The sequence below is a fragment of the Inquilinus sp. genome (assembly GCF_039594555.1).
Lineage (GTDB): Bacteria > Pseudomonadota > Alphaproteobacteria > DSM-16000 > Inquilinaceae > Inquilinus.
The window spans coordinates 1-22620 of sequence record NZ_JBCNNF010000059.1 but is presented as its reverse complement, the minus strand read 5'-3'; the positions used below and the strand labels follow the sequence as shown (position 1 = coordinate 22620).

21 protein-coding genes and 1 tRNA gene are annotated in these 22620 nt (G+C 69.2%); 7 read left to right on the top strand and 15 right to left on the bottom strand.

The window, feature by feature from the left end:
- Both thrS and ABDW35_RS09120 read right to left on the bottom strand, forming a co-directional pair.
- On the bottom strand, positions 1–1408 hold a 1408-nt coding region (gene thrS, locus ABDW35_RS09125), incomplete at its 3' end, for a threonine--tRNA ligase (RefSeq protein WP_343713545.1).
- Positions 1409–1495: 87 nt separating this feature from the next.
- Positions 1496–2434, bottom strand: a complete 939-nt coding sequence (locus tag ABDW35_RS09120; protein WP_343713544.1) for a lysophospholipid acyltransferase family protein — start codon at positions 2432–2434, stop codon at positions 1496–1498.
- Positions 2435–2696: 262 nt separating this feature from the next.
- Here ABDW35_RS09120 and ABDW35_RS09115 point away from each other — a divergent pair, with 262 nt between their 5' ends.
- Complete coding sequence (locus tag ABDW35_RS09115) at positions 2697–3419, top strand: glycosyltransferase (RefSeq protein WP_343713543.1); 723 nt, start codon at positions 2697–2699, stop codon at positions 3417–3419.
- Positions 3410–4426, top strand: coding sequence for a mitochondrial fission ELM1 family protein (locus ABDW35_RS09110; protein ID WP_343713542.1), 1017 nt, complete (start codon positions 3410–3412; stop codon positions 4424–4426). Before ABDW35_RS09115 ends, ABDW35_RS09110 begins: the two co-directional genes overlap by 10 nt.
- Before the next feature lie 63 nt (positions 4427–4489).
- On the opposite strand, the gene ABDW35_RS09105 is transcribed toward ABDW35_RS09110, so the two are convergent.
- The 11 genes from ABDW35_RS09105 to ABDW35_RS09055 all read right to left on the bottom strand — a co-directional run bounded on the left by ABDW35_RS09105 (position 4490) and on the right by ABDW35_RS09055 (position 15972).
- On the bottom strand, positions 4490–5422 hold the full coding sequence (locus ABDW35_RS09105) for a hypothetical protein (protein ID WP_343713541.1): 933 nt from the start codon (positions 5420–5422) through the stop codon (positions 4490–4492).
- A gap of 104 nt (positions 5423–5526) precedes the next feature.
- Positions 5527–6435 carry a hypothetical protein gene (locus tag ABDW35_RS09100; protein ID WP_343713540.1) on the bottom strand — a complete coding sequence of 303 codons (909 nt, stop codon included), beginning with the start codon at positions 6433–6435 and terminating at the stop codon, positions 5527–5529.
- A 17-nt stretch (positions 6436–6452) separates the two neighbouring features.
- Positions 6453–7343 carry a hypothetical protein gene (locus ABDW35_RS09095; protein ID WP_343713539.1) on the bottom strand — a complete coding sequence of 297 codons (891 nt, stop codon included), beginning with the start codon at positions 7341–7343 and terminating at the stop codon, positions 6453–6455.
- A 73-nt stretch (positions 7344–7416) separates the two neighbouring features.
- Positions 7417–8388 carry a hypothetical protein gene (locus ABDW35_RS09090; protein ID WP_343713538.1) on the bottom strand — a complete coding sequence of 324 codons (972 nt, stop codon included), beginning with the start codon at positions 8386–8388 and terminating at the stop codon, positions 7417–7419.
- Entirely contained in the window at positions 8357–9895 is a 1539-nt protein-coding gene (locus ABDW35_RS09085; protein ID WP_343713537.1) for an MBOAT family O-acyltransferase, read from the bottom strand. Before ABDW35_RS09085 ends, ABDW35_RS09090 begins: the two co-directional genes overlap by 32 nt.
- 114 nt (positions 9896–10009) lie before the next feature.
- On the bottom strand, positions 10010–10897 hold the full coding sequence (locus tag ABDW35_RS09080; protein ID WP_343713536.1) for a hypothetical protein: 888 nt from the start codon (positions 10895–10897) through the stop codon (positions 10010–10012).
- The gene (locus ABDW35_RS09075) at positions 10890–11705 is read right to left on the bottom strand and encodes a hypothetical protein (protein WP_343713535.1); all 816 of its coding nucleotides are present in this window, start codon (positions 11703–11705) and stop codon (positions 10890–10892) included. Before ABDW35_RS09075 ends, ABDW35_RS09080 begins: the two co-directional genes overlap by 8 nt.
- Before the next feature lie 378 nt (positions 11706–12083).
- Positions 12084–12833, bottom strand: a complete 750-nt coding sequence (locus ABDW35_RS09070; RefSeq protein WP_343713534.1) for a hypothetical protein — start codon at positions 12831–12833, stop codon at positions 12084–12086.
- Positions 12834–13133: 300 nt separating this feature from the next.
- Positions 13134–13895, bottom strand: coding sequence for a hypothetical protein (locus ABDW35_RS09065; RefSeq protein ID WP_343713533.1), 762 nt, complete (start codon positions 13893–13895; stop codon positions 13134–13136).
- 10 nt (positions 13896–13905) lie between these two features.
- Positions 13906–15114, bottom strand: a complete 1209-nt coding sequence (locus ABDW35_RS09060) for a glycosyltransferase family 4 protein (RefSeq protein ID WP_343713532.1) — start codon at positions 15112–15114, stop codon at positions 13906–13908.
- A gap of 75 nt (positions 15115–15189) precedes the next feature.
- Entirely contained in the window at positions 15190–15972 is a 783-nt protein-coding gene (locus tag ABDW35_RS09055; protein ID WP_343713531.1) for an arginine deiminase family protein, read from the bottom strand.
- A 140-nt stretch (positions 15973–16112) separates the two neighbouring features.
- On the opposite strand from ABDW35_RS09055, the gene ABDW35_RS09050 reads away from it, so the two are divergent.
- A tRNA-Ser gene (locus ABDW35_RS09050) sits at positions 16113–16205 on the top strand.
- A gap of 111 nt (positions 16206–16316) precedes the next feature.
- Complete coding sequence (locus ABDW35_RS09045) at positions 16317–17063, top strand: GFA family protein (protein WP_343713530.1); 747 nt, start codon at positions 16317–16319, stop codon at positions 17061–17063.
- Positions 17064–17077: 14 nt separating this feature from the next.
- On the opposite strand, the gene ABDW35_RS09040 is transcribed toward ABDW35_RS09045, so the two are convergent.
- Complete coding sequence (locus ABDW35_RS09040; RefSeq protein WP_343713529.1) at positions 17078–17413, bottom strand: hypothetical protein; 336 nt, start codon at positions 17411–17413, stop codon at positions 17078–17080.
- 176 nt (positions 17414–17589) lie between these two features.
- Here ABDW35_RS09040 and ABDW35_RS09035 point away from each other — a divergent pair, with 176 nt between their 5' ends.
- From ABDW35_RS09035 to ABDW35_RS09025, 3 genes are all read left to right on the top strand, one after another.
- The gene (locus ABDW35_RS09035) at positions 17590–18003 is read left to right on the top strand and encodes an SRPBCC family protein (RefSeq protein ID WP_343713528.1); all 414 of its coding nucleotides are present in this window, start codon (positions 17590–17592) and stop codon (positions 18001–18003) included.
- Positions 18004–18130: 127 nt separating this feature from the next.
- The gene (locus tag ABDW35_RS09030; RefSeq protein WP_343713527.1) at positions 18131–19801 is read left to right on the top strand and encodes an MFS transporter; all 1671 of its coding nucleotides are present in this window, start codon (positions 18131–18133) and stop codon (positions 19799–19801) included.
- Positions 19802–19866: 65 nt separating this feature from the next.
- Complete coding sequence (locus ABDW35_RS09025) at positions 19867–20523, top strand: response regulator transcription factor (RefSeq protein ID WP_343713526.1); 657 nt, start codon at positions 19867–19869, stop codon at positions 20521–20523.
- Between the two features lie 5 nt (positions 20524–20528).
- Here the strand turns inward: ABDW35_RS09025 and ABDW35_RS09020 are convergent.
- On the bottom strand, positions 20529–22620 hold a 2092-nt coding region (locus tag ABDW35_RS09020), incomplete at its 5' end, for a NahK/ErcS family hybrid sensor histidine kinase/response regulator (protein WP_343713525.1).

The window sequence follows — 22620 nt, the reverse complement described above, 5'->3', positions numbered from 1 at the left end:
GCTCCTCGAACTCCAGCCCGGCGGCGATCAGCGCGTCGCGCAGCGCCTGCTCGGCGATGTCCCATTGCTGGTCGGACCCGGCCCGCACGTCGGGGCGCAGGGCCAGCTTCACCGCCACGTCCGGGAAGCCGAGATCGCGATAGACCTCGTATTGCAGGGCGATGTAGCGCGCCGCCTCCGACACCGACTGCTCCTCGGTGCAGAAGATATGGGCGTCGTCCTGGGTGAAGGCGCGCACCCGCATCAGCCCGTGCAGCGCGCCCGACGGCTCGTTGCGGTGGCAGCTGCCGAACTCGGCCATGCGGATCGGCAGGTCGCGGTAGCTGACGATGCCCTGGTTGAAGATCTGCACATGGCAGGGGCAATTCATCGGCTTGATGCCGGCCAGGCGCTCGGGCGAGCCGTCCTCCTTCTGGCCGATCGCCACCTTGAACATGTTGTCGCCATACATGTCCCAGTGGCCGGACGCCTTGAACAGGCTGGAATCGACCAGCTGCGGCGTCTTCACCTCGACATAGTCGGCGCGGGCCAGCTTCTCGCGGATATAGTTCTCCAGCGTCCGGTACAGGGTCCAGCCCTTCGGATGCCAGAACACGCTGCCGGCCGCCTCCTCCTGCAGATGGAACAGGTCCATCTCGCGGCCCAGCTTGCGATGATCGCGGCGCTCCGCCTCCGCCAGCTGGTGCAGATAGGCGTCCAGCTCCTTCTGGTCGCGCCAGGCGGTGCCGTAGATCCGCTGCAGCATGGCGTTGCGGTGGTCGCCGCGCCAGTAGGCACCGGCCACCTTGGTCAGCTTGAAGCCCTGCCCCACCCCGCCGGTGGTCGGCATGTGCGGGCCGCGGCACAGGTCCAGCCAGTCGCCCTGGCGGTAGACCGAGATAGTCTCGCTCTCCGGCAGGTCCTGGATGATCTCGGCCTTGTACTTCTCGCCCTTGGCCTTGAAGAACTCGATCGCCTCAGTCCGGTCCCATTCCTCGCGGGTGAAGGCGGCGTTGCGGGCGATGATCTGGCGCATCTTCGCCTCGATCTTCTCCAGATCGTCGGGCGTGAACGGCTCGTCGCGGGCGAAGTCGTAGTAGAAGCCGTTCTCGATCGCCGGGCCGATCGTCACCTGGGTGCCGGGATACAGCTCCTGCACCGCCTCGGCCATGACATGCGCGGCGTCATGCCGGATCAGCTCCAGCGCCTCGGGCGAGCTGCGGGTGACGATGCCGACCTTGGCGTCGCGGTCGACCACGGTCGACAGGTCCTTGAGCTTGCCGTCGACGGTCATGGCGATCGCCGCCTTGGCCAGGCTCTTGGAGACGTCGCCGGCGATGTCGGCGCCCGTCATAGGGCGGTCGAAGCGGCGGACCGCGCCGTCGGGCAGGGTGATGGCGATGCCGCCAGGGCTCGACACCTCGGCCATGTTTCTATCCACGTTCAGTCGTCCGGAGAGGGCGAGGCACTGTAAGGGGCAGGGATGGCCTGTCAAGCGGCCCAGGCAACGGCGCTCTCATGCCGCCTGCGATGGCGGCGACGACTGGCGCATCACCCGCGGCGGCTTGATCGGCCGCTTCGGCGTCAGACGCCAGCGCTTGTGCAGCCACAGCCACTGTTCGGGCCGGGCGCGGACCCAGGCTTCGACCACGCGGTTCAGCCGGATCACCCCCTCCTCCACATCGGCCTTGCGGTCGCCGGTACGAGGAATGTCCAGCGGCGGGTCGATCACCGCGCGGTAGCGGGCGCCGCGGGTGCGCTCGACCCGCATCGGCAGCAGCGCGCAGTTGAAGTGGTAGGCCATCTCGACCGCCGCCGGCGAGGTCAGCGCGTCCTGGCCGATGAACGGCACCTTCAGGCCGCCGGTGTAACGCTGGTCCACCATCACGCCCAGCACGCCGCCATTGCGCAGCAGGCCGAGGGCGCGGCGGGCATCGTTGCCGGCCATGCGCTTCTCCAAGAGGCCGGTGCCAAGCGACAGGCGCACACCGCGGACCAGGCGGTCGACCAGCCGGTTGTTCAGCGGCCGCACGAAGATGGTCAGCGGCGCGCCGTGGCGGGTGGCGACGATCGGCCCGGCCTCCCAATTGCCGAAATGGGCCAGCGCCATGATCACCGGCCGGCCGTCGGCCCGCGCCGCGTGGTAGTTCTCGATCCCGTCGACGGTGATGCGGTCGGCCCGGCGTGTCTCCTTGCGGCCCAGCGCGCGCAGATGCGGATACTCGCCGAGCACCCGGCCGAGATTGTCCCACATGCCGGTCAGGATCCTGCGCCGCTCCTTCGCCGTCAGCTCCGGCATCACCAGCTGCAGGTTGCGGTCGCCGTGCCGGGTGGCGCCGATGCGCATGCCGATGGTCCGCGCCGCCCAAGCCCCGATGTTCGAGGCCACGTCGATCGGCACGCAGCGCAGCACGCCATAGGCGGTGTAGGCCAGCGCCGCCTGCAGCGGATGCACGACATGGCTCCGCACCAGGCGCGGCCATGCCTTCCGCAGTCGTTTCAGTCTGTCGCGCAGTCCGCTCATCAGCAGGAAATCGGGGGAATCGGGAATTGCTCTAGGCGGAAATTGGGAATGTTGCCGGACAAAGGCAAGTTCAAGGCAGGCTCGGGGATCAGCCATGCGCGGACGGCCGGCCCGCCGGGCGCGGCGGCACGTCGCTTGAGCCGGACCGGACCTGCATGCTAACTCGGCGGTCAAGCAACGGAAACACTGCCCGATGGTCAACGTCATCTGCGCCAAATGGGGCCCGAAATACGGCCCTGAATACGTCAACCGGCTGAAGGCGATGGTCAGCCGCAACTTGGCGCGGCCGCACCGCTTCGTCTGCTTCACCGACGACCCGACCGGGCTCGACCCCGATGTCGAGCATTTCCCGATGCCGGTGCTGTCGGTGCCGGAGCCGCATTGCAACCTGCCCTGGCGCAAGGTGACGCTGTTCGGCCAGCCGCTGGGCGACCTCGAGGGGCCGACGCTGTTCCTCGACCTCGACATCGTCATCGTCGACAGCCTGGACCCGTTCTTCGACCATCCGGGCCGGTTCTGCGTGATCCACAACTGGACCCACCCGGACCGCCGCGTCGGCAACACCTCGGTGTACCGCTTCGACATCGGGGCGCATCAGGACGTGCTGGACAACCTGATCGCCAACCACCGCCAGATCTTCGCCCGGTACCGCAACTCGCAGACCTACGTCTCCGACCATATCGGCGAGATCACCTGGTGGCCGGACGCGTGGTGCGTGAGCTTCAAGAAGCACTGCATGCCCGGCGGCCCCCTGGGCCTGTTCAACTGGTTCATGACCCCGCGCCGGCCGGAGGGATCCCGCATCGTGGTGTTCCACGGCGACCCGAAGCCGGAATACGCCATCAGCGGCCACTGGCCGGGACGCTGGTCGAAGCATGTGCGGCCCACCCCCTGGGTGGCCGAGCATTGGGGCTGAGAGACCTGTCCGCGATCCGCTGCTGGATCGTCAGCGAAAGCAAGGCCGGCACCATCGCCCAGTGCCGCGGCGTTGCCGAGAAGCTGGGGGTCAAAGCCGAGACTCGCCTGGTGCAGCGGCCGGATCCGGCAAGGCGCGGCCTGGCGCGGCGCCTGAACCGCCGCTGGATCCATATTCGCAACGTCCATCTGAACCGGATCCGGCCGCCCTGGCCGGAGCTCGCGATCTCCTGCGGCCGGCAGGCGGAGCCGGCGGTGATGGCCGCGACACGCCGGTCCGGCGGGTCGATCTTCACGGTGCATCTGCAGGTCCCGACCGTCGGCTTCGACCGGTTCGACCTGTGCTTCGTCGGCCGGCACGACTGGCGGCCGGACTTCGACGGCCGCGACGACGTGCTGCCGATGGTGGGCGCGCCGCATCGTGTCGACGCGGCGACGGTAGCTGGCCATCGCGCCGCCGCGGAGCAGCGCTTCGCCGCCCTGCCCGGCCGCCGCGCGGCGGTGATGATCGGCGGCCCCAACCCAGGCTACGGCTATTCGCCCGAGCGCGTCGACGCCATCATCGCCCAGCTGCGCGGGCTGCAGGCGGAGGGGTGGAGCCTGCTGGTCACGACCTCGCGCCGGTCCGACCCCGCCATGCTGCCGCGGCTGCGGCAGGCGCTGGCCGGCGACCGTGGCTTCGTCTGGGACCGGACCGGGGAGAGCCCCTATTTCCAGTATCTGGCGATCGCCGATGCCGTGCTGGTGACGGTGGATTCGATCACCATGACCTGCGAGGCGGCCTCGACCGGCCTGCCGGTGTTCTCGATCCCGCTGGACGAGACGCCCGGCCCCTATCTCGACAAGTTCCGTCGCTTCCACCGCGACATGCAGGAAACGCTCGGGCTGACCCGGCCTTTCGCCGGTGCGATCGAGCCCTATGCCTACACGCCGCTGGACGAGGCCGGCCGCATCGCCGGCATCATCCGCGACCGTCTCGCCGCCGACCGGCAGCGCCGCGGATCGTAGCCGGCCCGCCGGCGGGTCGGCAGGTCCTGCTGGTCAGGGCGATGGATCGCCCCGAGCCGGCCCTCAGGTAATGCCGAGAGCCCGGCCGACGAGCCCATTGAGCCCGATCCATGGCGGCAGCTTAGTGCCCAGGGCGCGAAGGCGACCGGCCGGCGTCCACATCGAAGGAATCGGAGGGAGTTCCTCGACCAGCTGCGGTTCGCCGGAATGCGGCAGGGCGAGCAGGCGGGCAAAGGGCTCGCCGGACGCCAACTCGGCGCGGCTCCATTGCATCCAGGCGATGCGCTCCAGCACCGGCTCGCGCTCGGGCATCACCGGGTGCTCGATGTCGAGGCCAAGCCTGGCCAGTTCCGCCCCGACCAGGTTCGGCCCGCAATAGAAGACCGGAATACCGGAGAGGATGCTCTTGATCGCCACCGAACTGGTCCAGACGACGGTGCACCATGCATTCTCGAACTGCATTTGCAGCGGAACCCACTGGTTGCGGGTGAGGCGCCGCGCCACCGGGCGTGGGCTGTCGAAGCGCACGCTCTCCGCCCACCCGATCGGAGTGCGGCGGGGATCGCGGGCATTGTTGCGCCGGTCGTCACCGATCACCAAGATATGCTTCCCCTCCCGCCGCCAATCGTGCTGCGGGATTCCCCAGGACCGCCACCGCTCCGCCCCGCCGGGCTCGAACCGGCCGGTGCCGTTCCAGCCATCGAGCGCGAGCTGGAAATAGGGTGCGCCCTTGATCGGCGACAGCCACCCCCTTTCCATCACGATGACGCGGCTGCCGGCCGCCTTCGCCGCCTGGTATGCCTTCCACCGCTTGGATCCGCGGAACGGCGACCAGACGATCAGGATGTCGTCGGGTTGGAACCGGTCCGGCAGCTCGGTCGCTGTCGGCCCCAGGCGCTCGCAACCGGAAATGCATTCCCGCCAGGGCTTCGCGCCCGGCTCTTGCGAGGTTTGGCTGCCTCCCCGCGGGGTGTAGACGAAGAATCGGCTGCTCACGTCACCGCTCGTGAATCGGACAGGAGAGGGTCCATCGGTCGCGGCCCGTTCGGACCAATGGCCCACCGTGACGAGGTGCAGGCGCCCCGGACCGCTGCAAATCGTCAGCCCCTCCAGCGGGCCACACGGCGGCGCCAGCGCCGGCGTGCATGGTCCAGCTGCTCGCGCAGCATGCCGCGCGGCGTCACCGCCGCCGGCAGGGTGAAGGGCTCGGCGATCGCCACCGGCACCCGGTCGTGCGGCAGGTCGAGCAGCCGGGCGAAGGGCTCGCCGGTCGCGATCTCTTCCGCCGTCCACTGGCACCAAGCCAGGCGCTCGAACACCGGCTCCCGCTCCGGATAGGCCGGGCGGTCGACGTCGGTGCCGCGCCGGCACAGCTCGTGGCAGATCAGGGTCGGGCCGCAATAGAAGGCCGGCACGCCGGCGATCAGCCCCTTGATCGCGGCGGTGCTGGTCCAGGTCACGGTGCACCAGGCGCCGCGCAGTTGATCCGCCAGCGGCACCGTCGTCTTGCGCGTCCGCCGCAGCACCGGGCGCCGGGTCGGCAGCGTCAGGCTGTAGTCCCAGCCCTCCGGCATGCGCCGGAAATCCTGCTCCGCCCCCTTCAGCTTCTGGCCGATGACCAGGACATGCTCGCCGCCACGGTTCCAGTCCCGCATCGGCACGTCCCAGCCGCGCCATCGCTCCGGGCCGCCGGCGGGAAACCGCCCCTCGCCGTTCCAGCCGTCCAGCGCCACCTGGAAGAAGCGCCGCGGGCCGATCGGCGACAGCCAGCCATTCTCCATCACGATCGCGCGGCCGCCGGCCGCCTTGATCGTGCGCAGCGCCGCCAGGCGGTCGGTGCCCAGGAACGGCGACCAGCAGATCAGCACGTCGTCCGGCCCGGCGTCGCGGTCGGGCATGCCGATCGTGACCGGGCCGAGCCGCCGCGCGCCGGCCGCCACCTCCTCATAGGGCTTGATGTTGGTCTGTCCGGGAGACGGCGGATCGCCAAGGACGATGAAGATGCGCATAAGTCCCTCGCCCCGGCTCAGGACATGCCGAGCCGTCGGCGGACCGGATGGTCCCCGGGCAGGCGGAGGGCGAGGTCGCGCACTCGGCCGAGCAGCGTGAAGTGCGGGCGGACCGTCTCGGGCTCCGGCAGCGTCACCGGAGCGCCGTCATGCGGCAGGTCCAGCAGCCGCGCCAGCGGTTCGCCCGTCGCGATCTCGGCGGCGCTCCACTGGCACCACGCCAGCCGCTCGAAGACCGGCTGGCGGTCTGGGTAGATCGGCGCCTCGATATCCAGCCCGGGCTTGGACAGCTCCGGGCACAGCGAGTTGGGGCCGCAATGGAAGGCCGGGATGCCCGCCACCAGCCCCTTGATCGCCGCCGTGCTGGTCCAGGTCACGGTGCACCAGGCATCGCGCAGGTCGTCCTCCAGCGGGCGCGCCGCCCCCGGCATGCGGCGCAGCACCAGCCGCCGGGTCGGCAGGCGCAGGCTCTGCGCCCATCCCGGCGGCATGCGCCGGGCATCGCCGATCGACTGCGCCTTCTGTCCCAGCACCAGGACATGGCGGCCCTGGCGCTGCCAGTCCCGCAGGGGCACGCCCCAGGCGGCCCAGCGCGACGGCCCGCCATCAGGGAAGCGGCCGGTGCCGTTCCAGCCGTCGAGGGCGAACTGGAAATGCCGGACGCCGCCCGGCGGCGACAGCCAGCCATTCTCCAGGATCACCGCCCGGCCGCCCGCGGCCCGCACGTCGCGATACGCCGCCCAGCGCTTGGACAGCCGGAAGGGCGACCAGGTGACCAGGACATCCCGGGATTCGAACCGCTCCGGCAGCTCCGTCGCGGTCGGCCCGAAGCGCTCGCAGGCGGCGATGCATTCGCGCCACGGCTTGCGGTCGCCCTGGGGCAGATAGACGAAGAAACGAGGCGTCACGCCGACTTTACCGGATTGTCATGTTGGCTGTCGGTATCCGACAACTCGCCCGATTGGGCAAGCCCGGCGGCGCTCAGGTGCCGGGGCCGGACACCGGGCGGCGGCGGAGCCCGACACCGGTGCGTTCGATCGCCGCCATGATCAAGGCCCGCTGGATCTCGCTGTATTGCGGCCGGCGGGACGGGATTACATGATCCTCGGAATCGCCGACATCCGACCGCGGCATGCAGACCGGCGTCCCGTCCACCGGGATCATCCCGGCCTGGCGGGCCACCTCGGCGATGGCCGCGGCATAGCCCCGGGACTCCTTGCATTGCGGATTCAGATAGGGGCCGCTGGCATAGAGGCAGGTCAGCGCCTGGTCGCGGCAGAAATCGCCGATGCGGCGCAGCGATGCGGCGGCGTCCCGGCGCACCGCGCCGGGCTCATAGGTCCGCGGATAGAGCGGACCGCCGAAGCGGGCCGGATTCTGCGGCACGTAGTCGACCCGGGCGATGGCGGGGTCGATCGCTCCTCCCGTCACCGCGGCCTGCAGCATGCCGGCCGGGATATCCCAGGTGGCCAGCGAAGCGAGCATCTCCCGCGGAGGCACGTCGGCGAGGTCGCCCAGCGTCTCCGCCGTGTACAGCGCCCCGGGCCAGGATGGCTTACGCCGCATCATATCCAGCGTCTGCATCACCACCACGACGCGCGGGCGGGTCTCGCGCACCGCGCGCCGCAGCATGTTCAGCGTGCCCTCGAAGCCATAGGTGCCGACCAGCGGCAGCGACATGACCGAGAGGCCGAGCCGCCGGCTCCAGTCCCGCGCGTCGATGGAGTTGCCGAGCGAGCTGTCGCCGACCAGCAGGATGTCGACCTGGGAGGTGTCGTCGATCTTGTCGATCTGGTAGCGCAACAGCTCGGATTCCCGCCATTCCGACAGGCCGTGCTGCATGCCCCACAGCGACAGCGCGCAGATCGCCACCACCAGCGCCGCGGCCGCCGCCGCGCCGGTCAGCAGGTAGCGGCGCGCGTCAGAAGCGGAAATAGATGAATTCGGAGACATCGTTCAGCTTGAGGATGCAGGCGGCGAGCAGGAGGCCGATCATGGCCGCGGCGACCGGATGCGGCCGCCAGGCCGGCCAGAGGCGGCCGAGCGCCGGCGGCTCGACACCGTCGGCATAGCCGCGGGTCGGCAGGCCGACGCCGTAGCGCCGGAACAGCGTCTGGACATTGGGCAGGCAGAGGCACGCCAGCAGCCCGGCGCCCCCGGCGCCTAGCGACAGCCAGACATTCCAGGCGGTGCCGGGATGCAGCGTGCCGAGGATCATCTCCAGCGTCGCCGACGGGGCATAGTCCAGCGCCGGCATGTGCAGCTCCCCGGCGAGGCCGAACAGGCCGGCATAGATCCGGCCGGCGGTGGCGATGTCGGCGGCGCGGAAGGGCACCCAGGCCAGGATCACCGTCGCCATGGTCAGGAGCCAGGCCAGGGCGGCCGGCAGCGGGAGGTGGAACCGGCTGGTCCGCCAGGCCTGGCAGGCGACGATCAGCAGGCCGTGCAGCGCGCCCCACAGGATGAAGGTGAAGCCGGCGCCATGCCAGATGCCGCCCAGCAGCATGGTGACGAAGACGTTGAGATAGCGCCGCGCCGGTCCGTGCCGGTTGCCGCCGAGCGGGATGTAGAGATAGTCGCGCAGGAAGCGCGACAGCGTGATGTGCCAGCGCCGCCAGAACTCGACGATCGACAGCGACCGGTAGGGCGAGGCGAAATTGATCGGCATCTGGATGCCGAACATCCGGCCAAGGCCGATCGCCATGTCGGAATACGCCGAGAAGTCGAAATAGATCTGCAGCGCATAGGCCACCGCCGCGGCCCAGGCGTCGAGCAGCCCCGGCTGCGCCCCCTGCGCCGCGGCATTGAACACCGGCGAGGCGATCAAGGCGAAACTGTCGGCGACCAGGACCTTCTTGGCCAGGCCGATGGTGAAGATCGACAGGCCGAGGGCCAGGTCGCCGATCCGCGCATCCCTGGCCCCACTGGCGAATTGCGGGATCAGCTCGCGGTGATGGACGATCGGTCCCGCGATCAGATGCGGGAAGAACACAACGAACAGCGCATAGCGCGGCAGCGGCCAGGGCTCCCCCTCACCGCGGGCCACGTCGACCAGATAGGCGATCTGCTGGAAGGTGTAGAAGGAGATGCCGATCGGCAGGGCGATGTGGATCGCCATCGCCGGCCAGCCCAGCGCGTCCGCCGCCGTCTGGGTGACGAAGCCGGTGTATTTGAACACGAACAGGAACAGCAGATTGCCGGCCACGGCCAGCCGCATCCAGCGCCGCCCGAGCGGCGTCAGGCGATGACGGTGGATCACCCCGGCGAGATAGTGGTTGAGCACGATCGCCGCGACCAGCAGCAGCAGCTCAAACCGCGCGGAGGCCCCGTAGAACACCAGCGAGGCGGCCAGGAGCGCGGCGATGGCCCAGGAGACCCCGGCGAACCGGCGCGCCACCGTCCACAGCGCATAGGTCAGCGGCAGGAAGAGGAGAATGAAGACGTAGGAATTGAACAACATGGACGGCAGGAAACCCCGGAAGGCCCTGGCTCATCCATTGCTCGGTGAGACGGGCGGCCTGACAACGCGCAGCTGGGACGATTGATCCGCCGGGACTGGCGGATTCGCAAGCCCCTATCCGATCAGGCGCTGTGCCAGCCTGGCCAGCGGCTTACGGCCGGCCACGGCGGCCCGCACCCGCCCGGCCATGGTCCAGGCCGACGGCACCGGATCGGGATCGAGCAGGAGTTCGGGCCGGCCGTCATGCGGCAGCGACAACAGCCGCGCGAAGGGTTCGCCGGACCGGATCTCCTCATCGGTCCACTGCATCCAGGCGTAGCGCTGGAACACCGGCTCGCGCTCCGGATAGATCGGGTTGTCGACGTCCAGGCCGCGCCGCATCAGCTCGCCGCAATTGATGTGCGGCCCGCAATAAAAGGCCGGGACGCCGCGGATCAGCGACTTGATCGCGACGGTGCTGGTCCAAGTCAGCGTGGCGAAGGCCTCGTCGAGCTGCCGGTCCAGCGGCGCCTCGGTGAACCGCGTCCGCCGCACCACTGGGCGGGCAGTCTTCGGCATGACGCTCTGCGCCCAGCCTGGCGGCATGGCGCGGGGGTCGAGATTGATCCCCTTCGGCCGCTGCTCCACCACCAGGATGGTCTCGCCCTCGCGGCGCCAGTCGCGCAGCGGCACGTTCCACGACTCCCATCGGCTGCCGTCGCCGGCCGGGAAGTCGCCGGTGCCGTTCCAGCCATGCAGCGCCAGCTGGAAGTATTTCCGCCCCTGGATCGGGGACAGCCAGCCATTCTCGCCGATGATCGCCCGCCCCCCCGCGGCCCGGATCTGGCGATAGATGTCGCTGCGGAAGGTGCCGCGGAACGGCGCCCAAAGGATGGCGATATCGTCCGGCTCGAACCGGGCCGGCGTGCTCATATGGACAGTGCCGAGGCGGGCAGCGCCCTCGGCTAGCGCCGCCCCGGGCTTGCCGATCGAGACGCCCCAGAAGACGAAGATCCTACCCATTCGTGCCGTCGCCGCGGGCTTGGGCATAGATGGCATGAGCCTGATCGAGGTCCAGCGCGTAATTCGCTTCGAGTGCCGAGGTCTCGCGGGAGAAGACGGGCCCTTCCTTCAGCGCCCCCTTCGCCGACCAGATGAAGCTGTCGTCCCCGAAGGCGATGTCGACGACGCCGGCCGGCATGTGCTGCCACCGGATCCGCGGCTTGAGTCGCCGGCGGATGACGTACAGATAGTAGATCACCGGCTGGTCGACATGGTCGCTGGGCCGCATGTGCAGCGCCTGCCACACGGCGCTCGCCAGCTTCTCGCAGAACCCGAGCGATTCCTTGGAGTGGTTGACGCCGACGGCCCCGGCCATGATCCGTCGCCACACCCGGCGCTCGCCGAGCCGGAAGTGCAGTGTCACGTCGGCCCGCTCGATCATCTGGAACACTTGGTCCAGCGGCCGGCGGACGATGCCGTCGATGTCGACGCAGAGGATCGGCGCCTTGCAGGCCAGGAGCAGGTGGTGCAGGACCAGGAACCGCGCCGCCGAGAAGTAGACCGGCCCCGGAAGGGAAAGCCGCCGGTAGGAGTCGTCCTCCCAGGTGAAGGACAGCCTCACATGGCCCAGCGACCGGCGCATGCGGTCGATGTGATCGAGAGTCTCCTGGCAGGGTCCGTAGAGATGGATGTGGATGTGCAGCGGCTCGGCCAGCTTTTCGGCCGACAGCAGGAAGCTCGACGCGAATTTCCTGTAGTAACCATCATCACATCCGCAAAACAGAACCCCCGGCGTCCCCATGTCAGGCGTGTTGCCGCGAATGGTCAAACGATAGTCCTTGACGGCAGACCGCGCCCGGGTCTCGATCAAATTCTCCAGAAGAACAGAATATGACAATCGTCTTAGGAACCACCGGGACAATCTCTTGAGTGAATGACCGCTCATGACGTCTTGCCCGAAATCCTATTTCCTTTGACGCAGCTCGGCGATCGTTTGTCACCTCCCCGCTGCTGGTGGACCACTCACCGGCAGGCTAGTGGCCCGAGGAATACCACACTGTGCCCGGTATCACATCCGCTTTGCGGCTCTTCGGTTCGTCGACGCGCCGCTCCGTCGTCATGTGACAGGGCAGCGAGGCAGCATCATGGCAAGGCCGTGACGTTGCGAGACGGTTCGGCATGGCCTTCGGTCGGCGGTCGCACGCGATCAGCCGGAATCGCGCCAATACGCTTCTTGTCGCTCCAGGACCAGGTCGCCGACCCGGCTGCGCCCTTCCTCCTTCCGCCCGCCCTTGAGGTGGTCCATGAACCTGCCGAGACGGGAATTGATCAGCACATGCGGCACTTTGAGGCCCAGCCCGCCGGCGATGTCGTAGGATCTGTGCCCCTTGCGCTCCATCTGCTTGCGGACGAGGTCGAACAGGTAGGAGTCATGGAACTCGTATTCGCGGAACATCTCGTCCCGGGTGTAGAGCCGCTCGAACTCCGCCAGCATCTCGCGCGTCGCCGGATGGCGCAGATTGTAGGCGACGAAGCCGCATTCCGAGTGGATCCGGCGGCGCAGATAGCCGACGAAGTGATCCTCCGGGACGAAGCTCTCGATCTCCGCCCAGCCGACATCGGCGAAGAAGCGGGTGTCGGCGTCGATCCAGATCAGAACGTCGGCCTCCGTTGTCGCGGCGGCATGGAAGATGGCGAAGCTCTTATGCGCGAAACGCACCGCGTTCCAGCGGTAGCCCTCGCCCCAGCGCTTCTCGCCGAGCTTGAAGCGCAGCTTCGCCAGGTCGTAGCTCAGCCGGAATCGCGGGCGCCGGGTCAGCCCATGAGCCAGTGGATTGGCGGCGTGGCGATGCTTGAATGCCACCAGCTCGGGCGAGCTGTCGATCAGATCGCGGGTGACGATCCGGCCGCCGGGAAGCCGGGGCTCGAAGCCTTCGCAATACAACAGAAGCGGCACCTCGGCCGGCCAATGCCGATCGAAGCTTTCGACCATACGGCGCCCATAGGCTTCATATCCTGCAGCATTGCAGGTCGTGACCACGGCGAACTGGCGCGCGGGTCCGACTGGACGCAAATCCATGATTTTGTTCTGAACCTGACCCCAACCACCGAGAAGCATAGCGGGTTCGCGAAGCGCCAGCGATTCCAAATTTTACGCTGTTTCTGTCAACCAAAAGTCGAAGCGTGTAATAATTCAGTATAATCGATATTGGCAAGCAGGCGGGCCTGCGGCCGGACGGTCAAGAATGGCGTCCTACTAACGTCGCCGCATCCCGCCACGCGACGGCTGCGGCGCTTCCAGCACCACCGCATAGTCCGCTCGCTCCAGCCCCATCACGGCGCCACCGCGGCCGACATTGCGCAGGATCCGGCCATCCGCCTCGAAAGCCCGGCGCAGCAGGCCGAACTCCTCCGCATAGATCTCGTCCTCGGGGCGGGCATACTGATTCGTCTCGGTCTGCCCGGCCGCGTAGAAGTAGGTCGTGTCCTGAGAATAATCGAGATCGACGCCGAGGATGTAGGCTTCGGCGAAGCCCATATAGAAGGCGATCTGGGCGGCGAACAGGATCACCGTCGAGTCGTTGCCCAGCCCCTGCCAGGGATGGCGCCGGAAGCCCTGCTTGCGCAGGCCGCCGCGATAGCTGGGGAAGGTCACCACCCGCTCGGCCGGGGGATGGAACTCCGGCTTCGCGGCGATGGTGTCGCGCACCAGGTAGGTCCCGACCGGCAGGGTCGAGACATCGGCCTTGATCCGGTCCCAGCCGCGCAGGTCGCTGAGCACATAATAGGGGATCGGCGACGGCAGCCCGTGCTCCAGCGCCTTGTAGCCCTTCTTGACCACGAAGAACTGCTCGCCGGCCAGCTTCGACAGGTCGAAATCGAGCAGCGACGGCGCGTTGCCGAGCAGGAAGCAGCGTTCGCCGCGGTGGCGGTCCTTCAGCGCCATGATCCGGCGGGTGCGGCCGGGCGCGGCCAGGGCCCCGGCCAGGGCATAGGTCTTGGCGAGCAGCGGCAGCATGCGGGGCCCCTCAGCCGGCCGGCGCCACAGGCGCGCCCAGCAGCTCCCGGTACACGGCCAGGGTGGAGCCAGTCATCGCCTCCTTGGTGTAATGGGCCGCGACCGTGGCGGTCGCGCGCTCCGCCATCCACTCCCGCTCCGCGGGGGTCAGCGACAGCGCCCGGTCGATGGCGGCGGCCAGGGCGTCAGCGTCGCCCGGCGGCACCAGCCAGCCGGTCTCGCCCTCGGCCACCACCTCGGGCGGTGCGCCGATATTGGTGGCGATCACCGGCCGGCCCAGCGCCATCGCCTCCACCACCACCCGGCCGAAGCCCTCGGGGTCGGTCGAGGCGTGCACCACCAAGTCGGACAACATGTAGGCGGCCGGCATGTCGTCGCAATGATCGACCAGATGCACCACGCCGCTCAGCCCCTTCGCGGCGATCCGGTCGATCAGCTCCTGCCGGTAGCCGCTGCGGCCCTGATCGCTGCCGACGATCAGGCAGCACAGATCCTGCCGGCCGAGCCGGGCCAGGGCGTCGATCACCACCGTCTGGCCCTTCCAGCGGGTCAGGCGCCCCGGCATCAGCACCACCGGCCGGTCGTCCGGGACGCGCCAGGCGCGGGCCAGCGCGATCATCCGCTCGGCCGAGACCGCCTCGATCGCGAATTGCCGCAGGTCGACACCGCGCGGGATCATGCGGACCCGTGCCGGGTCGGCACCGCAGCCGTCGATGATGTAGCGGGCGACGTAGTCGGAGATGGCGATCACCCGGTCGCCGCGCGCCATGATCGAATTGTACAGCCGCTTGGCGGCGTTGTGCTGGTTGTACGGCGCATGCACGGTGGTGACGAACGGAACATTGGTGCGCCGGCAGGCGGCATGCGCGCTCCAGGCCGGGGCGCGGCTGCGGGCGTGCACTAGGTCGATACGGCGGTCGCGGATCAGGGTTTCGAGTCGGCGTGCATTGCGCCAGAGGGTGACCGGGTTCTTGCCGGCCAGAGGCAGGGTGACGTGCTCCGCCCCGGTGCGCGCCAAGTCGCGCAGCATGGCGCCGCCGGCCGAGGCGACCAGCGCCTTGCCGCCTGCCGCCTCGATCGCCGCGGCGACGTCGACGCAGCCACGCTCCGCCCCGCCGGTGCCGAGCGCCGGCAGAACCTGCAGGATGGTGCGTCCGCTGAGGTCGACCGGAGCTGTCAGCTGGGCGTCGGTGTCGGACGGAAGAGGATGCGTGGTCACGAGCAGCGAGTGTACCGGACGGATCGGGGCGCGCACCCTACATCAGCAGCCGGGGCCGCGCCATCGCCCGGATCCTCAGGCCGGATTTCCCCAGCGCAGCGACATGCAGGAGAGCCCGGCGTCGAGCTTGCCGGTCTCCGCCACCTGCAATTGCACCACGCGATAACCGAGCCGGTCGAGCGTCTCTGCGGTGCGCGGGAAGGCGGCCCCGACCAGGACGACGTCATTGACCCGCAGCGCGTTGGCCGCCGCCTCCTCCCCCTCCGGCACGCGCACCACGCGCATGCCGGGGAAGAAGCCGGCCAGGGCCTCGGTCGCCAGCACCGATTCGCTGTCGAGCAGCGAGCAGGCGGTCTTGAAATGCAGCACGCCGGGCGGCGGCGTCACGATCTCCGCCTTGCGGCCGAGTTCGGTCAGCAGCGCCGCGAGCGCCCCCGCGCCGCGGGCATCGGTGCGGGCGGACAGGCCGATCATCACGGCGCGCGGCGTCACCAGCACGTCGCCGCCCTCGGCGAAGCCGGCCTCCATCGCCAGCACCCGCTCGAAGCGGGCGGCCAGCGCCGGGGCGAGCTCCGCCGCCTCGCCCAGCCGCGACGGCGCGCCGGGGCGCAGCAGGATGGCGCCTTCGGGGAAGGTCAGCGCCGGATCCTCGAGAAAGACGGAATCGGGGAAGCCCTCGAGCGGCGGCAGCACCTCGACCGCCACGCCCGCCTGCTCCAGCGCCGCGACATAGGCGGCATGCTCGGCCCGGAACCGGGCCATGTCCGGGGCGCCCCGATCGACGGCTCGCAACCCGTCCACCGCGGACCCGGCGGGCTGGCGCGCCAAAGCGCGATCGAACCGGAACACCTCGGCCATTTTCATCTCCGCTTCCCTGTTTTTGCGACGCCGAGTCTATCGCGCGGCCCGGCCGCGAACCATGCCGGAAGCGACGTGTGGTAAACCACACAACTCCGCTTGCCGACCCCGACCCTCATCGCTATTGTCGCGCCTCCAGCGGAGGGGTGGCCGAGTGGTTGAAGGCGCTCGCCTGGAAAGCGGGTATACGGTGTTGAGCCGTATCGAGGGTTCGAATCCCTTCCCCTCCGCCACCCTACGCCTTCGGCTTCGGGTGGCAGGCCACCTCCGGGTGGACTGGCATACGAAGGCGACTTAGGCGTAGGAGTGTCCCCCGAAGCCTTGGCGAAGGGGGACGAAGGTAGATGTGGTACGTCTACTTTCTCGAGCTCAGAAATCACGACATCTATGTCGGCTCGACGAGCGATCTGAAACGCCGATTTCGTTCGCACCAGAACGGAGACGTCGTCTCGACACGGGCCTTCAGTCCAGTCACGTTGCGCAGCTATATCGCGGTGGGGACGGAGACAGTCGCGCGCTCCCTGGAAAAGTATTTCAAGTCCGGCTCTGGCAAAGCGTTCGCCAGAAAGCGCTTCGATCTTTCGTTATCGAGACACCCGCTGCCAAGTCTGGGAGACAAAACGCTCCCTCCCCTCGCAGGCCACTGCGCCTGCGGTTCCGTCCGCTACCGCCTGCTGTCGCCGCCGATGTTCGTGAATTGCTGTCATTGCCGCGATTGCCAGCGGCAGACCGGCAGTGCCTTCGTGATCAATGCCCTGATCGAGGCCGACCGGGTCGAGCTGCTGTCCGGCACTCTCGAGCCCGTTGCCGTGCCGACCGAGAGTGGCCTGCCGCATGTCATCCACCGCTGCCGCGCCTGCCGCACGGCTCTGTGGAGCACCTATAACGGCCGCCCACAAGTTCGCTTCGTCCGCGTCGGCACGCTGGACGATCCGGCGGCGCTGCCGCCCGACGCGCATATCCACACCCGGTCGAAGCTGCCCTGGGTGGTGCTGCCGGAGGACGCGCCTGCCTTCGAGGTCTTTTACGACCCGCAAGCGCTGTGGCCGAAGGCCAGCCTGGATCGCCGGCGCGCCGCCGAGGGCGGCTGACCGGTTCGACGGCGTCAGGCGAAGGCTGGACGGGCGGCGTCGCCGAAGCCGCGCGGCAGCGCAGCGACCGCCGGCATCTCCTGCACGGACACCGGAGCGAACAGCAGGTCCGGGCGGGCCGCCGCCCAGGCCTTGTCCTTGGCCAGAGCCGCCGGCCGGTTGTCGGTGCGGCACAGCATCAGCGCGCCGGAGGGGTGCTGCCACAGGTCGAAGCCCAGCAGGTCGGGGAACTCCCGCATCGCCGCCTGCAGCATCGGCGCCGATCCCTCAGCCGCCAGGACACGGCGCGACAGGGTGTTACGATAGAGCTTCAGGCCGTCCCGTTCCCGGAACTCGCGCGTGACCGCCATTCCCGGTTCTCCTCTGCCCGGGGTCGCGGCGAGTCCGCGACCCGACATGACCAGAACATAGATGGAACATCGGCATGAGTCCAGCAAAAGGAACATTCCAAGAACTGGCCGTTCCGTTCAAGCCTTGCGGCGGAACCCGGCGCAGACTGCGCGGGTTCCAATCACGGAGGTCCGCCATGAACCGAGCCCTGCCCTCCCGCACCCTCAGCGTCTGGATCGACCGCGACCCCGACGCCGTCTATGCCTTCCTCTCCGTTCCGGAAAACTTCATGCGCTGGGCCAGCGGCCTGGCCGGGTCGCTGGCCCGGGACGGCGACGGCTGGATCGCCGAGACGCCGGAAGGGACGATGCGCGTGCGCTTCACCCCGCCCAACCCGTTCCGCATCGCCGACCATTGGGTGATCCCGCCGGCCGGGCCGGAGATCGCCCTGCCGATGCGGGTGCTGGCGAATGGCGGCGGCAGCGAGGTCACGTTTCACCTGTTCCGCCAGCCGGAGATGGACGACGCCCGCTTCGCCCGCGACGCCGAATGGGTCGAGCGCGACCTGGCGACGCTGAAACGGGTGCTGGAAGACCCCGCCGGCGCATAGACGAACGTCGAATACGTCCCGCTGCGGCCCCGCTGATAAAGTTGCAATCGAGCGCGTCGCACACTTAGGGGCCTCTGCCCCGACAAAACGGCGCGCCGACCACAATGATCAGGGGGAGGATGCGCCAATGACCGCTGCGTCAGGTGCCGAGCTTCGAACACCATTGCGAACCCTCAGCAAAGGCGAGGAACGGAAGGTCATCTTCGCGTCGTCGCTCGGGACGGTGTTCGAGTGGTATGACTTCTATCTCTACGGCGCGCTGACCGCGGCGATCGCCAAGAACTTCTTCTCCGGCGTCAACCCGACCGCGGCCTTCATCTTCACCCTGCTGGCCTTCGCCGCCGGCTTCTTCGTCCGGCCGTTCGGCGCGCTGGTGTTCGGCCGCCTGGGCGACCTGGTCGGTCGGAAGTACACCTTCCTGGTCACCATCGTGATCATGGGCGTGTCGACCTCGGCGGTCGGCTTCCTGCCGGGCTACGAGTCGATCGGCATCGCCGCGCCGGTGATCCTGATCGCGCTGCGATTGCTGCAAGGCCTGGCGCTGGGCGGCGAATATGGCGGCGCCGCGACCTATGTCGCGGAGCATGCGCCGCAGGGCAGGCGCGGCTTCTACACCGCCTGGATCCAGACCACGGCGACGCTGGGCCTGTTCCTGTCGCTGATCGTGATCCTGGCCTGCCGCATGTCGATGGACACCGCCACCTTCGACGCCTGGGGCTGGCGCATCCCGTTCATGGTCTCGATCATCCTGCTGATCGTCTCGATCTGGATCCGGCTGCAACTCAGCGAATCGCCGCTGTTCCAGCAGATGAAGGCCGAGGGCAAGACGTCCAAGGCGCCGCTGACCGAGGCGTTCGCCAACGGGCGCAATCTGAAGATCGTGGCGCTGGCCCTGTTCGGCCTGACTATGGGCCAGGCGGTGGTCTGGTACTGCGGCCAGTTCTATTCGCTGCTGTTCCTGACCGCCACGCTGAAGGTCGACCCCCAGACCGCCAACCTGCTGGTGGCTGGGGCGCTGCTGGTCGCCACGCCGTTCTTCCTGGTGTTCGGCGCGCTGTCCGACCGGATCGGGCGCAAGCCGATCATCATGGCCGGCTGCCTGCTGGCGGTTCTGACCTACTTCCCGCTGTTCCAGGCCCTGACCCACTACGCCAACCCGGCGCTGGAGGCGGCGCAGGCGTCGTCGCCGGTGACGGTGATCGCCGATCCGGCCGAGTGCAGCGTGCAGTTCAACCCGGCCGGCACGTCGAAATTCACCACCTCCTGCGACATCGCCAAGGCCGCGCTGGTCAAGGCCGGTGTGCCCTACAGCAACCAGGCGGGCCCGGCGGGCTCCAAAGCCGAGATCGATGTCGGCAGCACCCGTATCACCGCCTATGACGCCACCGCGGCGGATGCGGCGACCGTCGGCCCCGTCTTCACCAAGAGCCTGGCCGACGCGCTGAAAACCGCCGGTTATCCGGCCTCGGCCGATCCGGCGCAGATCAACCACTTCATGGTGTGGCTGATCCTGTTCGTGCTGGTGATCTATGTCACCATGGTCTACGGCCCGATCGCGGCGATGCTGGTGGAGCTGTTCCCGACCCGGATCCGCTACACCTCGATGTCCCTGCCCTACCACATCGGCAATGGCTGGTTCGGCGGCACCCTGCCGGCGATCGCCTTCGCCATCGTCGCCGGCACCGGCAACATCTACAGCGGGCTGTGGTATCCGATCATCATCGCCGGCATCACGCTGGTGATCGGCACGCTGTTCCTGAAGGACACCCGGCACATCGACATCCAGAAGAACAACTGACGCCGGAGCTTGTCTCCACTGCGGGGCCGCGCCCAGAATGGGCGCGGCCTTTGCTTTGGCGGAAGATGACCGACGCCACCCTTGTCCTGATCGCCGACGACCACCCGCTGGTGCGGCGCGCCTTGGCCGAGACGCTGGCCGAGGTGATGTCGCCCGCCCCCGCCGTGATCCAGGCCGGCAGCTTCCCCGAGGTTCTTGTGCTGCTCGGCGACCGCACCGTCGACCTGCTGCTGCTGGACCTGTCGATGCCGGGGATGAACGGCTTCACCGGCCTGGCGTCGCTGCGCGCCGCCTTCCCCGCCGTGCCGGTGATCATGGTCTCGGCCAATGAGGAGCCGGCGGTGATGCGCCAGGCGATGGAGTTCGGCGCTTCCGCCTACCTGCCGAAATCGACGCCGCTGGCCGAGATCGGCGATGCCATCGAGAGCGTGCTGGGCGGCGGCGTCTGGTTCCCCGAGGCCGCCACCGGCCCGGCCGCCGACGCGCCGGAGCGCAGCGAGCTGAGCCGCCGCGTGGCCGAGCTGACGCCGCAGCAGCTGCGGGTTCTCGCTTTGCTCACCGAAGGCAAGCTGAGCAAGCAGATCGCCTTCGAGATGTCGATCACCGAGGCCACGGTGAAGGCGCATCTGTCGCAGATCTTCCGCAAGCTCGGCGTGCAGAACCGGACTCAGGCGGTGATCGCGGTGCGCCAGAGCGGGCTGCTGGACCCGGCCGGCCATTAGGTCTTTCAGGCCGCCGGCGCTTGCCGGGCGGCCAGGCGCTGCACCAGCAGCGCCCGCAGTGCCGCCGGCTTCAAGGGCTTGTGCAGCAGCGGCAGGTCGCGGGAGCGGGCCGCCGCCTTGACCGGGTCGGTGCGGTCCGCCGTCACCAGCGCCGCGGGCAGGCGCCGGCCGATCTCCGCCTCCAGGGCGTCGAGGACGTCGAGCCCGGTCTCCGCCCCGGCGAGGTGGTGGTCGAGCAGCACCATATCCGGCGCCCGCCCGGCGGCCTGCAGCGCCTCGCGAGCGGTCTCGGCATCCACGGCGGTCAGCACGGTACAGCCCCAGCCTTCCAGCAGCAGGCGGGTCGCGGTCAGGATGGCGCGATCATTGTCGACGCAGAGCACCAGCCGGCCGGCCAGGTCTGTGCCCGGCGACCGTCGCCGCGGCGCCTCGGACGGTCGCGCGGCGGCCGGCTCCCGCGCCCGCGGCAGCGCCAGCTCGAACACGCTGCCGCGGCCGAGGCGGGAGCGCACCGAGACCCGGTGGCCGAGCCGGGCGGCGATGCGCTCGACGATGGCGAGGCCGAGGCCCAGCCCGGCCGGCTCGTCCTCACCGCCGGAGCCGAGGCGCCGGAACTCCTCGAAGATGGCAGAGAGCTGCTCGGGCGGAATGCCAGGCCCGGTGTCCCAGACCTGGATCACCAGGGCGTCGCCGCGCCGGCGGCAGCCGACCAACACCGCGCCTTCCCGCGTGTAGCGCACGGCGTTGGAAACGAGATTCTGCACGATGCGCCGGACCAGCGCCGGATCAGTCAGCGCCGTGGCGCTGGAGGACACGACCTTGAGGCGCAGCCCGCGGCGGCGGGCGATCGGCTCGAAGGGCAGCACCGCCATCCGCAGGATCTCGTCCACCGATGCCGCCCGCGGCTGCGGCTCGACGGCACCGGCATCGAGCTTGGAGATCTCCAGCAGCGCCTGCAGCAGCTCCTCCACCGTGGCGAGCGAGCTGTCGATGTGGCCGACCAGCGGCGCCTCGGCCTTGCGCCCCAGCCGCTCCGCCAGGGTGGCGGTCAGCAGGCGCGCGGCATGGAAGGGCTGCAGCAGGTCGTGGCTGGCCGCCGCCAGGAAGCGGGTCTTGCCGAGATTGGCCGCCTCGGCCGCCGCCTTCGCCGCCGCCAGCGCCTCGTTCAGTTCGGTCAGCTCGCGGGTGCGTTCGGCCACGCGCCGCTCCAGCGTCTCCGCGGTCTCGCGCAGCACCGCCTCGGCCCGGCGCTGCTCGGTGACGTCCTGGTACAGGGTGAAGAAGCCGATCACCTCCCCCTGCCCGTCCCGGTGCGGGATATAGGTGCCGCGCGCCAGCTCGGCCCCCGCTGCGGCGAACTCGATCTCGAACACCTGGTGCCGGCCGGCCAGCACCGCGTCGATATAGGGCTTCAGCCGGCCGTAGCGCTGCTCTCCCAAGGCGGTGCGGATCGACAGCCCGTCGGTCTCGCCGCGCTGCAGCCCCAGCGCCTGCTCATAGGGGCGGTTGGTGAAGCGATAGCGCTGCTCCCGGTCGACATAGGCGATCAGCACCGGCACGTTGTCGGTGTAGATGCGGATGCGCCGCTCACTCTCGCGCAGCGCGTCCAGCGTCTTCACCCGCTCGGTGATGTCGGTGCAGACCAGGACGAAGCCGCCCTCCGGCATCGGGTTGGTCTGCAGCTCCAGCACCCGTCCGTCGGCGCCGCGGCGTTCATGGCTGTGGGGGCGTCGCCGGCGGTCCGGGTCGCGCTGCTCCTCCAGCAGCACCGCGAGGCCGAGGCTGCCGCCCGGCCCGGTCAGCGCCTGCAGTGGCATGCCGATCCCGACCTGCGGCTCGGCCAGGCCGAGGATCTCGACGAAGCGGCGGTTCCAGCCGGCCAGGCGCAGGTCGCGGTCGAACACGCCGATGCCCTGGCCGATATTGTCCAGCGTCGCGCTCAAGAGGTCGCGGTTGAAGAGGATCGCCTCCGACGCCTGGCGCAGCAGCGTCTGCGACCGGCCGATGGCGGTGCGGTGCCGGCGCATCGTCGCCGCGACCATGATGCGCGCCGAGGCGGTGCCGATCGCGCCGCTCAGCAGCTTTTCCGTGTGGTCG